The organism is Endozoicomonas atrinae (assembly GCF_001647025.1).
GTDB classification, from domain to species: domain Bacteria; phylum Pseudomonadota; class Gammaproteobacteria; order Pseudomonadales; family Endozoicomonadaceae; genus Endozoicomonas; species Endozoicomonas atrinae.
Map to the genome: position 1 here is coordinate 29,626 of NZ_LUKQ02000020.1, position 12,290 is coordinate 41,915.

Here is a 12,290-nt window from a genome sequence, read left to right on the forward strand (position 1 = left end):
AAAGGATTCAATACAATGCAGTTAGATGCTTTTCTGAAAAAGATGACACCCGCCATTCATCAGTCCCTAAAGCTGGCTCTTGAACTGGGTAGGTGGCCTGATGGTCGTGTGATGACTCAGGATGAACGGGATGCCAGCCTGCAGGCAGTCATTGCTTATGAGTATGAAAACCTGCCGGAATCAGAACGAGTGGGTTATATGCCAGCTAAATGCAAATCAGACAGCAAGGCTTCCATCGGCAATGTGCCTGCTGAAGAAGCAACCATCCTTCGTTTCAAAAACTGAAGATTTACTAGGAGGCTGGCCGAGAATAGACTGCCCTGCACGGCAACTGCTCCTGCGTCCATGCAGTCGTGCGGAGCCAGAAAATTGGTCTGAAAGTTCGCTTTTGTTCGTTAAATAGCTCGCTATTCGCCTCACAAAACCAAATTTTCATCCTCAATTTTCTGACTTCCTCGCTACGGGCGCTATTCTCGGTCAGCCTCCTGGGTCGCTTTGTCAGCCAATGACAGGGCGGTTTTTACTTTATTTAAGAGTATAACTGTGTCCGAAAGTACAATCACCGGATCGCTCAGTAAAATGCATTCAGACCTTCTGACAGGGGCTGAAGAGAGCGGCAAGAGCCAGGTTACCTACCAGCTGCCCATTGGCGATCAATTGCTGCCATTGAATGACCTGCTTGGGCGCAAGCTGTCCATGCAGTACCACGGTGAAATTCATTGCTGCCACTGTGGCCGAAAAACCAAGAAGAGTTTTAATCAGGGATTCTGCTACCCCTGTTTTAAAAAGCTACCCCAGTGCGACAGCTGCATCATGAGCCCGGAAAAATGCCATTATGATCAGGGCACCTGTCGTGATGCAGCCTGGGGAGAAAAGTTCTGTATGACAGATCATGTCGTCTATCTGGCTAACTCCTCTGGCCTGAAAGTGGGTATTACCCGGGCAACCCAGATCCCAACCCGCTGGATCGACCAGGGTGCCACTCAAGCCATGCCGTTTATTCGTGTGGCTACCCGTCAGCAATCTGGGCTGCTGGAAACCATTTTCAAGGAATTTATTAATGACCGGACCAACTGGCGGGCTATGCTGAAGGGACCGGCTGATCCTCTGGATCTTCAGGCTACGGCTCAAGAGCTACTGGAAATGAACGGTAGTCGGGTTTCAGCACTGCAGGAGCAGTTTGGAATTCAGGCGATACAGCCATTGGCAGGTGTAAAGTCTGAAGAGACAGACAAGTCTGCCGTACTTAATATTGATTACCCCGTGATTGAATACCCTGTCAAAGTGACATCCCGATCCTTTGACAAGGAACCATTGATTGAAGGTATGTTGCTGGGGATTAAGGGACAATATCTGATTTTGGATAATGGTGTGGTCAATATCCGCAAACATACCGCCTATCAGGTGAGCGTGGCTGTTAATTAACCAACTGTCGATGAATCACAGAACCGAAGCTGTTCGCTTGTGAAATAAATAGTGGGATGAACAAGATGAAAGACTCGCAACCAAAAGCGATTTACCTGAAAGATTATCAGGCACCTGACTACTGGATTGATCAAACGAACCTGACTTTCGATCTTTATGAAGATCATACGATGGTAACTTCGGTTCTGAGTATTTGTCGTAACCTTGATAACAATCCAGGCAAACAGAGTGAAGATAACCTTCCTGAGCTGGTGTTGGTGGGGGATGACCTTGAACTGGTTGCTGTTGAGATCGATGACAAGCCATTTTCAGACTTCAAGGTAGAGGGTGGCCTTCTCAAGATTGTGTCACCCAACGAGAGTTTCACTCTCAAGACCGTTTGTCGTATCAAACCACAGGAAAATACATCCCTGGAAGGGCTTTATAAATCCAATGGCATGTTCTGTACCCAGTGCGAGGCAGAAGGTTTCCGTAAAATTACCTACTACCTGGATCGTCCGGATGTGATGTCCCGGTTCACCACCCGAATTACGGCAGACAAAACCGCATATCCGGTGCTCCTTTCGAATGGTAATGACATTGAACGCGGAGAACTGGACGACGGCAGACACTACGTTACCTGGGAAGACCCGTTCAAAAAGCCAAGCTATCTCTTTGCCCTGGTCGCTGGTGACTTGCAGTATGTAGAAGATCACTTTACGACCATGAGTGGTCGTGAGGTGACGCTGAGACTCTTTACAGAAGCGCATAATATTGACCAGTGTGATCATGCAATGATCTCTCTGAAGAAATCCATGAAGTGGGATGAAGAGGTCTATGGTCGGGAATACGATCTGGATATTTTCATGATCGTGGCCGTTGATCACTTCAATATGGGGGCCATGGAAAACAAGGGGCTGAATATCTTCAATTCAGCCTGTGTTCTGGCTAGCCCGGACACCGCAACTGATGCACGATTCCAGCGGGTTGAAGCGATTGTTGCCCACGAGTACTTCCACAACTGGTCCGGTAATCGTGTGACCTGTCGCGATTGGTTTCAGCTCAGTCTTAAGGAAGGTTTTACCGTTTTCCGGGATTCTGAATTTTCAGCAGATATGAACTCCCGGGGTGTGAAACGGATTGAGGATGTTAATGTTCTCCGTACCGCGCAGTTTGCCGAAGATGCTGGGCCAATGGCTCACCCGGTAAGACCTGAGTCGTTCATTGAGATTTCCAACTTCTACACTGTCACCGTTTATGAAAAAGGGGCTGAAGTAGTACGGATGATCCATGGAATTCTTGGCCCAGATGATTTTCGTAAGGGATCTGACCTTTACTTTGAGCGCCATGATGGTCAGGCCGTGACCTGTGAAGATTTTGTCAAAGCCATGGAAGATGCCTCTGGTCGAGATCTTGGCCAGTTCCGCCGTTGGTACAGCCAGGCAGGGACACCGGTGTTGACGGTCAGCGATGAATACGATGAAGAGAAAAAGCAGTACCAGCTGATTATCGAGCAATCCTGTCCTTCGACACCGGGACAGAAGGAAAAACTTCCGTTCCATATTCCAGTTCGTATCGGGCTTCTGGATGGTGAGGGGGATGACTTATCTCTCAATAAAGCCGGAGATACCGAACTGGTACTGGATGTAAAACAGGAAAAAGAGGTAGTCACTTTTGAAAATATAGAAGAGCGTCCACTGCCTTCGATATTGAGAGGGTTTTCTGCACCGGTACGGGTGAAGTATGACTACTCCCGTGATGACCTGCTGTTCCTGATGGAAAATGACAGCGATCATTTCAACCGTTGGGATGCCAGTCAGCGCCTGGCCAGTGGCGTTATTGATGAAATGGTCGCTGCCATGGAACAGGGTAAGGAATGTGGTCCAGATGAAAGCCTGATCAAGGCGTTTGGCACGATTATCTGTGATGACTCTCTGGATCTGGCTGTGAAAGCTGAAATGCTTTCATTGCCATCAGAAGCTTCTCTTGCGGAACAGGCTGTAGAGGTCTACCCGCAATATATTCATCAGGCAAGGCTCCGGGTTAAACGTGCTATTTCAGAGGCTAATAAGACGGCCCTGGAGACTTTGTGGCGGTCACTGAGTGTCGATAAACCCTATCGTCCTGAGGCTGAAGATATTGCTGAGCGCACGCTGAAAAATATCAGTCTTTCCTATCTGACCAGTCTTGATGATAAAGGTATGCTGGCGCTGGCGGAGCAGCAGTATCATGGCGCATCCAATATGACGGATCGCTTTGCTGCCCTTGCCAGTATTGTCAATGCAGGCTGCCAGGACAAAGAACTGATTGAGGAAGTGCTGACTGATTTCTTTGAACGTTACCAGGATGATACCAATGTTATGGACCAATGGCTGTCGGTACAGGCCTCCAGTCCATCACTGGGAACTCTGGAGCATATTCTGACGCTGATGCAGCATGAAATCTTTGATGCAACCAGCCCTAATAAGCTGCGTTCGGTCCTGGGCGGTTTTGCCGGAAATATGAAGCAGTTTCACCGTGTGGATGGTCTGGGGTATGAGTTCCTGACTGACCAGTTGCTGGATCTTGATAAGAAGAACCCGCAGATAGCTTCACGGTTGATGACTCCGTTAACCCGCTGGCGTAAATTTGAGCCTGGTTGCCGTGAACGCATGCGCAAGGCACTGGAGAGAATTAAAGCAACCCCAGGTCTTTCATCTGATGTTTATGAAGTGGTCACCAAAAGCCTCTGATTCTTCTCTTTGTAAGCCGGCTTCTTGAATATAAGGAGCCGGCTGGTTCCTGGTCAGCACTCATTATTCATTGCATCACTTGAACAGGCTAACCTGTCCTGTAAATATTGGAGCTTGAACTAACGAGTGAAAATATTTTCGCAATAGTCTCTTTGGATGAGAATTTTATTTGCTCTATTCGGTAAAGTTGGTCGCTATATTGATGCTCTGCCATGCACTGAACACAAAATAACAAAGTGGGCAGGAGATCTTTTTTGTAAACAATCGTTTCATTTGTCGCACCCATAGCTGGATGTGCTTCGCTGTTAAATAATGTTTGTTTATAATCGTCGCACTAAAAACAAGAATATTAAGACAAGGGGAGTCGTATGCCTGTTGCCTCTGGTTTCATTAGGGGGAGTCACCGCAGGGGTGGTTCAGTCGGTCTGGACACTCTTGAACAAAGTGGTATAAAGGCTGAGCCTGCAAAGTTCTCCCGCCTGTCTTCGGCGCTTCATGCTGTGCTTGTTGCAGTACTCTCTGTCGCAATCCTTTCAACCCCTCAAGTACACGCTTCGTCACCAGATGTGGATCTTGATCGCCCGGCAATTAAATCCCAGAAAGCGGCTAACAGTCTATTGTTGGATGTTACAAGAACCGACGGTGGTGTCAGGCTGGTTTCTGTCGGTGAGCGCGGTCACATTGTCTATTCCGATGATCATGGGGTCAGCTGGCAGCAGGCCAGTGTACCCACAATGCAAATGCTGACGGCGGTCCACTTTCCCTCAGAAATGGTTGGGTATGCTGTCGGGCATGATGCCATTGTTCTGAAGACAGAGGATGGTGGTGAAACCTGGCAGCAGGTATATGTTGATCGTGAAGCAACAGTTCCTCTTCTTGATGTGTGGTTTAAGGACAGTCTTCATGGCTTTGCCGTGGGTGCGTACGGTTACATTATTGAAACAGTCGATGGTGGTCAGAACTGGGACTTTATCGATGATCGCATCGGCAATGAGGATGAGTTTCACTACAATGCCATTAACGACGATGGTCAGGGTAATCTCTTTCTGGCAGGTGAGGCTGGTATTCTCTTCCGCTCTACTGACGCAGGCCAGTCCTGGGTAACCCTGAGCAGCCCTTATGAAGGTTCCTGGTTTGGCCTGAGTGGTGATAATGGTCGAGTTCTGGTTCATGGCTTGAGGGGAAATATTTATCAGAGCGTTGACCTGGGGGAGACCTGGCAACCGCTTAGCTCTGGTACCGATCAAACGCTCTTTGGTTCAGCAAAGCTGGTGGATGGCAGTATTGCATTGGTTGGTAATTCCGGGGCGGTGCTGACAGGGTCTGGTTATGGTGCGGGGATGGCTTCAGGCGTTAAAAGTGGTCTGTCGGTTTCGCACAGACCTGATCGGATGACGCTGAGCGCTCTGGCACCCAGTAGTGATGGGTTTATTGTCGTTGTTGGCCAGGGTGGCGCCTACCGGATGACCCTGGAAGGCAATGTGTTGGAGTAGAAGTGGTTACAGTGCTGTTTGAGTTTGTATGACAGTGAACGTGTTTGATGTAAGCCATAAAAAGAACAATTAAAAAGAATCCGGGGCAGCCAGTTATGTCGTCTTTTAATCATTCATCGTATCAAGGCAGTGAGCCAATAATGGAGCGGATGATTTTCAATAATCGTCTGCGGGTTTGTCTGTTTTTCCTGTTGGTTTCACTGTTTCTGACCTGGAAGCTGGTCACTGGACTGAGGGTAGATGCCAGTTTTCAGAAAATGGTGCCGCTGCAACACCCTTTTATCCAGAATATGCTTCGTCATATGGAAGAGGGTGGTAACTCCGGTAATACCATTCGAATAGCTGTCGCTGCCCGGGATGGTGATATTTTTTCCGCTGAGTATATGGAATTACTTAAGCAGATTAATGATGAAGTTTTTTACCTTCCGGGTGTTGATCGAGCCAATATGAAGTCCATCTGGACGCCATCGGTTCGCTGGATTGAAGTGACGGAAGAAGGGTTTACCGGTGGACCGGTTATTCCTGAGTATTACGATGGTACCCGGGCCAGCCTGGATCTGCTGCGGGAAAATATCTTGAAGTCTGGTCAAGTGGGGCAGATCATAGCCAATGATTTCGGCTCGAGTATTGTCAGTGCACCACTGTTTGAGAAAAATCCGGAAACCGGTGAAAATCTGGATTACCAGTATCTTTCTGATCAGTTGGAAGAACTGCGCAGCAAATACGCAGAGAAAGGTGTTGATCTGCATATTACCGGGATTGCCAAGGTCTTTGGTGACCTCTTTGAAGGCGTTAAAGCCATTGTCTGGTTCTTTATTATCGCCATTGGTGTTACCAGTATTCTGCTGTTCCTCTATTCCCGTTGCCTGAAAAGCACCATTATTCCGCTGTTGACATCAGTGACTGCGGTTGTATGGCAGATGGGCCTGCTGGCTACCCTTGGCTATGGCCTTGACCTCTACTCAGTACTGGTCCCTTTCCTGGTATTTGCCATCGGTGTGAGCCATGGTGTTCAGATTATTAACAGTATCAGTGTAGAAACTGCTCAGGGTGCCAACTCGCTGACCGCTGCACGCCGAACATTCAGAACCCTGTATATTCCCGGTATGGTGGCACTGATTTCTGATGCCATTGGTTTCCTTACCTTGCTGGTGATTGATATTCAGGTGATTCAGGATCTGGCAATCACCGCCAGTGTCGGGGTTGCTACCATTATTTTAACCAATCTGGTTCTGCTTCCTGTTCTGATGTCGTTTATCAAAGTCAGCAAGCGTTCTGTTGACTATGCAAGAAAGAGTCAGAAGGAAGAGGCGAAAGTCTGGAAAGTGGTCGCAAAACTGGCCAGCCCAAAGGTGATGCCGGTATCTATCCTGATTGCACTGCTGGGCTTTGCCGCCGGTGCTTATAAGGCAACCGATTTGAAAATTGGTGACCTTGATCCTGGTGCTCCGGAGTTTCACCCGGACTCTCGCTATAACCTGGATAATCTGTTTATTAACAGTAACTATTCCACCAGTGCTGATCTGTTCATCACCTTTCTGGAAACTCAGCCTGAAGGCTGTACCACCTATCCGGTGATGGATGCGATCGACCGGTACATGTGGCATATGGAGAATGTACCGGGTGTTCAGTCGGCCTTATCACTGGTAACGGTATCCAAGCAGGTGATCAAAGGGCTGAACGAGGGGAGTATGAAATGGCAAAGCCTTTCCCGTAACCCTTATGTGTTGAACAGCTCTGTGGCGAGTGCAGCAGGACTGTTTACTGTTCCAGTGCTCCGGTTATTCTTTTCCTTGATGACCACAAGGCAGAAACGCTGGAGCGTGTCGTAGAGGCAACAAAAGCCTTCGCCGCTATCAATAATACCGAAGACTTCAGGTTTGTCATGGCCAGTGGTAATTCCGGTGTAGAAGCGGCTACCAACGAAGTTATCGCTCAGGCGCAAAATAAAATGCTGTTCTGGGTCTATGCGGTGGTGAGCATTCTCTGTCTGATTACATTCCGTTCAGTGAAAGCGGTTCTATGCATCATTATTCCTCTTGGGCTGACTTCGGTTCTCTGTCAGGCGCTGATGTCTTACCTGGGAATTGGTGTGAAGGTGGCAACACTTCCGGTGATTGCCCTTGGAGTTGGTATTGGTGTGGATTATGGAATATATATCTACAGTCGTTTAGAGAGTTTCCTGAAGCAGGGCATGTCTCTGGAAGAAGCCTATTACTCAACGCTGAAGATTACCGGTAAAGCAGTAACCTTTACGGGTGTGACGCTGGCGATTGGTGTGGGCACCTGGATTTTCTCTCCACTGAAGTTCCAGGCGGATATGGGTATTCTCCTGACCTTTATGTTTGTCTGGAATATGATTGGTGCAATCTGGCTGTTGCCGGCCCTGGCAAGGTTGCTGTTGGGCAGCAAGGCGAAGGGGCGGAATATCAGTAGTGCGACACCAGCTGCTTCTGTTTAAAAAAGGTCTTTGCTCTTAACAATAAAGCCGGCATTTTGCCGGCTTTATTGTGTTCAGTTGGCTGGCTTGGACTGAATGGAGATTCATTATGGCAACACTTATCTATGTTCATGATCCCATGTGCAGCTGGTGCTGGGGTTTTGCTCCTGTCTGGCAAACGGTATACAACACTATTCAGCAGGATTATCAACCCGGTGAACTAACGGTTCGACTGGTTGCTGGTGGCCTTGCTCCGGATTCGGATAAGCCAATGGCAGCTGAGATGACGGATCAGATTCGAACTTACTGGCAGAAAATCGAACAGTTACTGGGAACGCGTTTTAATTATGACTTCTGGACGAAGAATATTCCGCGACGCTCTACCTATCCGGCCTGCAGGGCAGTAATTGCTGCCAGGGAGCTGTCAGTGGTTGATTGTGAGATGGCAATGATTACTGCGATTCAACAGGCTTATTACCTTCTTGCAGAGAATCCATCTAACAATGAAGTCTTGTTGGGCTGTGCGGAAAAAACAGGCATCAATTCAAAACACTTCGAGCAATTTATGAAATCGCCAGAGTGTGATGCTTTATTGATGGAGGAAATAGGATTTGCTCGAAGTATTGGGGGTAATAGCTTTCCCAATCTTTTTCTCGAGGTTGCAGGAGGTGTTCATGAGATTCCTGTTGACTACCAGAATCCGGAAGCCATTTTGAAGTCCATATCAGACCTGATGAGTTAGTCAAATGCATTCTGGTTTTCGTAGTCTTATCAGACGATGATGCTGTGTGGTTCTCTGGTTTTAATCACACGAGATTAATGCTGACCAAACAATAAAAACAGTGGTAATAACATGGCAAAAATAAAAAGCCTGATTGGCTATGCAGCAACAGCACTGGTATTTACCGGTGTGGGGGTGATGCTCAGTGATACCGAGCTGGGTGATCAGGTGCGTAGCAGTGCCAAGGTTGCCAAACAGTCGGCCCTGAGTACCGTTGCTGATCGGTTCAGCGGGGATATCCGTGAGCGGGTATTGATTGAAAACCCGGAATTGATTCAACGTGTCATGGTGGGTGGTGGCTTTGGGGGGAATTTCTCCAAAAATATTGGTCAGCATATTTTTGGCAAGAATTATGAGCCAGCGATTCAGGATGCGCTGGAGATGACTGAAGTTAAGCAGGCAGGTGATCGCATGTGGATTATTCATATGCCGATCGTTAACTCCATCCTGCTGGAGACTGACGAAGGGCTGGTGGTTATTGATACCGGCATGGCACCGGCTGGTCCTGCGTTGATCAAGGCAATTCGCAGCGTCAGTGATAAGCCTATTCATACCATTATTATCACCCATGGCCATACCGATCATGCCTATGGCACCTACGCATTGGTTGAAGACAGCCCGAATGCCCAGATTATTGCCCATGAGAACATCATTCCCCGTTTTGAGCGTTATATAAAGTTGCGGGGCTCACTGGCTAACTACATGAGTCAGCCTGTAGATGAGTTGCCGGCTAAAAAGGACGATATTGTCTGGCCTACCAGAACCTTTAAGGATCGGCTTGAGTTAACCATTGGTGGTGAAGCGTTTGTTCTGCAGCATCATCGTGGTGAAACAGACGACCATCTTTATGTTTGGATTCCAGGGCGTAAGGCGATTGCCGTGGGTGACTTCTATCAGGGGTTCCTGCCCAATGTTGGCAATGGTAAGCGCAGGCAGCGCTATGTTGAGGATTGGGCGGTAGCCATGCGTGAAATGGCCGAACTGAAGCCTGAGGTTTTATTGCCATCCCATGGTGTCGGTATTACCACAGGGGGCGAGATTCAGGAGAACTTTGTTGTTCTGGCTGAAGCGCTTGAATCCATCACTGAGCAAACACTGGATGGTTTGAACCAAGGCGTAAGAAAAGACCTGATTGTTGATGGCATAGCACTCCCTGAGGAACTGGCTAATCACCCAACCCTTCAGGTTAAATACGTCAGCGCCAAGGATATTTCCAAAATGCTGATCAAGCAGTACACCGGATGGTGGAATGATATCCCGTCTGACTGGTCACCAGCACCCTGGGCCACCCGTGGTGCCGAGATCGCTGGCCTGGCCGGTGGTGTTGATCAGTTAGTGGTCAGAGCTCGTGAGGTTATGAAAACCGATCTGGCCCTGGCCAGTCATATGGCTGACTGGGCCTGGATGGCAGATTCTGATCATCCTGAAGTACAGCAATTGACCATTGACGTATACAGGGCGCGGGTTTCTGATCCTGCTACCAATACTCAGGAAATGCTCACCTATATTGACCAGATGGCCAGGGCTCGCCAGAAGCAGCTTGAAGCCCGTCGTTAATGTCTGCTGAATCAGGCTGGCTTGTTGCTGGCCTGATTTTTTCTCTAAATTTCTGCTTAATTTCTGATGCTTAGCCTTTTTTGTTATTGATGGCTCTGCGCCCTTTCAATACCATGTGAATAGGGGTTTAGGTTCTGTTGACGTAGGGTTCCTTTCTCAGCTCAAGCCAGAATGCTTCTGACTAGGCGTAAGGGCGCAAATAACCTAAAGCACCTGATAACAATAATAATTAACGAAGTTCAGGAATTATTCCCATGGAAGCTGTACTCCGCCATTTCTCTGTTTTCTTTTTGCTGATCTGTTTAAGTTATACCGTTGTAGCCGATGATGCCGGGATGGCCGGTGCTCATTCTTCTGAAGGCTATGGCCCGATTTTTGGCAGTGGATGGGTTCCTGAGGGTACCAAAATACCAAAAACCTGGGGGCTTTCCATTACTACCATGTCCATGGAGCAGGATAGTAAGCTCAGTGGTGTGACCTTTCGGGGGAGGGCAGGGGAATATATTAAAGATCTGTCTTTTAACCGGGTCGAGGATGACAGTCAGGTTTCGAATATCCGACTGGATGCCTGGGTGCTGCCTTTTATGAATGTTTACCTGATGGCGGGTTATATGGAAGGGAAGACACTGGTAGACAGCACTACGGTATTTGATCCAACGCCCAACTTCCCCGGTGGGGAGTTAAGCACATCGATGACCATGTATCAAAAGTATTATGGTATTAACTGGGGGCTTGGTGCAACTCTGGTTTATGGCAAAGGACCATGGGTGACCACTTTGGATATCAATGCTTCAAGAGCTGAGCTGAACGTTGTACGATCCAGAGTGAATGCGGTTATGGTGACTCCCCGTATTGGCTATACCTCTCGTATAGGAGGGTTTCCAGTAACCTGGATGGCGGGTGTCAGCTATCTCTGGCTGGATCAGCGGATTACCGTAGAGCAGCAGCTGCCAGGCGTATCGGAACCTATGGTGTTGGAGCTGGATGTTAAAGCGGATAATCCGTGGAGCCCGACACTAGGGGCGACTATTCAGTTTTCAAATGAGTTTCAGGGAGTTTTGGAGGCAGGCTTTGATGGAAGGCAGATGTTAATTGGGTCTTTGGTTTATCGGTTTGCTCTTTAGTATCACTTGAAAGCTGATGCCTTCGATTTAAGATCGCTTCAGGTGTATGCATTATGGTATCCATCCATTTAGCCTGCTCTTCTAACAGTATATCCTTGCTGGAGTTTCTATAGAGGATTGAAAAGGCAATAGGTCTTGCTTCGTGCGCCAAAGCTAAATGAATGGCCATTTGTCCAGTTCTATTGGTAATTGTAAGTTCTTCTTTTCTTGCATATAAGATTAAGGTCATGGCAACCTCTGTTTGGGCATTTTCAATGGCAAGATGTAAAGGAGTATCACCGCTCCTGTTTTTCTGAAAGAGTGGAAGATCTAGCTTTTTAGCAAATGAAAAAAACGTGTTTAACAGCTGATTTGATTTATGCCGAGGCATTGAGTCATCGGATCCTAGTTTTTTTTGGAGTCGCTTAACTCTAATACACTGCCCAAAACCAGTGACTGCAATCAGATGAGCGGGTGTGTTACCATCATAATCAGCATTCCATAGAGCAGGAGTTGTTTCGATCTGTTTTTGAAATTCATTAAGATCACCAGCATGAAGAAGTTCTGTCCAGTGTGGGGTTCCTGTTTTCTTATTCTCTTGTTCTATAGGGAAAATGCTTTCGGTTTCACTGCTTGAGTCAGTATCAATTGTTATACCAATTCCATTTTTAAATTATGAAATAACAGCCCATGAACGGGAGCATAGACTTTTCAATCGGCCAACTTCAGAAAGTAATTCATTCCATGCCTCACAGCATTTATTGATAATATCTTCATAGT

At 47.6% G+C, this 12,290-nt stretch carries 10 protein-coding genes; 9 read left to right on the forward strand and 1 reads right to left on the reverse strand.

Translation table 11 applies throughout. The annotated features are described in order from the left end of the window. Positions 1 to 15 precede the first annotated feature (15 nt). From AK963_RS04690 to AK963_RS04725, 9 genes are all read left to right on the forward strand, one after another. Positions 16 to 285: a YeaC family protein gene (locus AK963_RS04690; RefSeq protein WP_066014313.1), complete on the forward strand. Its 270-nt coding sequence runs from the start codon at positions 16 to 18 to the stop codon at positions 283 to 285. A 294-nt stretch (positions 286 to 579) separates the two neighbouring features. Then, positions 580 to 1,425, forward strand: a complete 846-nt coding sequence (locus AK963_RS04695) for a DUF2797 domain-containing protein (RefSeq protein ID WP_083232464.1) — start codon at positions 580 to 582, stop codon at positions 1,423 to 1,425. A 56-nt stretch (positions 1,426 to 1,481) separates the two neighbouring features. Then, the gene (gene pepN, locus AK963_RS04700) at positions 1,482 to 4,136 is read left to right on the forward strand and encodes an aminopeptidase N (RefSeq protein WP_139117246.1); all 2,655 of its coding nucleotides are present in this window, start codon (positions 1,482 to 1,484) and stop codon (positions 4,134 to 4,136) included. Between the two features lie 368 nt (positions 4,137 to 4,504). Then, on the forward strand, positions 4,505 to 5,629 hold the full coding sequence (locus AK963_RS04705) for a WD40/YVTN/BNR-like repeat-containing protein (RefSeq protein WP_083232465.1): 1,125 nt from the start codon (positions 4,505 to 4,507) through the stop codon (positions 5,627 to 5,629). Between the two features lie 140 nt (positions 5,630 to 5,769). Next, positions 5,770 to 7,461 carry an efflux RND transporter permease subunit gene (locus tag AK963_RS04710; protein WP_238593639.1) on the forward strand — a complete coding sequence of 564 codons (1,692 nt, stop codon included), beginning with the start codon at positions 5,770 to 5,772 and terminating at the stop codon, positions 7,459 to 7,461. A gap of 23 nt (positions 7,462 to 7,484) precedes the next feature. Further along, positions 7,485 to 8,090: an MMPL family transporter gene (locus AK963_RS37020; RefSeq protein WP_476588282.1), complete on the forward strand. Its 606-nt coding sequence runs from the start codon at positions 7,485 to 7,487 to the stop codon at positions 8,088 to 8,090. Between the two features lie 88 nt (positions 8,091 to 8,178). Further along, positions 8,179 to 8,811 (forward strand): DsbA family protein, encoded by a 633-nt coding sequence (locus AK963_RS04715; RefSeq protein ID WP_066014314.1) that lies wholly within the window; start codon positions 8,179 to 8,181, stop codon positions 8,809 to 8,811. A gap of 111 nt (positions 8,812 to 8,922) precedes the next feature. Next, positions 8,923 to 10,407, forward strand: coding sequence for an MBL fold metallo-hydrolase (locus tag AK963_RS04720; RefSeq protein ID WP_066014315.1), 1,485 nt, complete (start codon positions 8,923 to 8,925; stop codon positions 10,405 to 10,407). A gap of 254 nt (positions 10,408 to 10,661) precedes the next feature. Continuing rightward, positions 10,662 to 11,531, forward strand: a complete 870-nt coding sequence (locus AK963_RS04725; protein ID WP_066014316.1) for a hypothetical protein — start codon at positions 10,662 to 10,664, stop codon at positions 11,529 to 11,531. Here the strand turns inward: AK963_RS04725 and AK963_RS31795 are convergent. Next, complete coding sequence (locus AK963_RS31795; RefSeq protein WP_139117247.1) at positions 11,434 to 11,901, reverse strand: ankyrin repeat domain-containing protein; 468 nt, start codon at positions 11,899 to 11,901, stop codon at positions 11,434 to 11,436. The genes AK963_RS04725 and AK963_RS31795 overlap by 98 nt on opposite strands. Positions 11,902 to 12,290 lie beyond the last annotated feature (389 nt).

Excerpts from the sequence above, each read along its gene's own strand:
- AK963_RS04695 (WP_083232464.1), top strand. The coding sequence starts at position 580 with ATGCATTCAGACCTTCTGACAGGGGCTGAAGAGAGCGGCAAGAGCCAG.
- AK963_RS31795 (WP_139117247.1), bottom strand. The coding sequence starts at position 11,901 with ATGCCTCGGCATAAATCAAATCAGCTGTTAAACACGTTTTTTTCATTT.
- AK963_RS04710 (WP_238593639.1), top strand. The coding sequence starts at position 5,770 with ATGGAGCGGATGATTTTCAATAATCGTCTGCGGGTTTGTCTGTTTTTC.
- AK963_RS04725 (WP_066014316.1), top strand. The coding sequence starts at position 10,662 with ATGGAAGCTGTACTCCGCCATTTCTCTGTTTTCTTTTTGCTGATCTGT.
- AK963_RS04690 (WP_066014313.1), top strand. The coding sequence starts at position 16 with ATGCAGTTAGATGCTTTTCTGAAAAAGATGACACCCGCCATTCATCAG.
- AK963_RS04715 (WP_066014314.1), top strand. The coding sequence starts at position 8,179 with ATGGCAACACTTATCTATGTTCATGATCCCATGTGCAGCTGGTGCTGG.
- AK963_RS04705 (WP_083232465.1), top strand. The coding sequence starts at position 4,505 with ATGCCTGTTGCCTCTGGTTTCATTAGGGGGAGTCACCGCAGGGGTGGT.
- AK963_RS04720 (WP_066014315.1), top strand. The coding sequence starts at position 8,923 with ATGGCAAAAATAAAAAGCCTGATTGGCTATGCAGCAACAGCACTGGTA.
- pepN (WP_139117246.1), top strand. The coding sequence starts at position 1,482 with ATGAACAAGATGAAAGACTCGCAACCAAAAGCGATTTACCTGAAAGAT.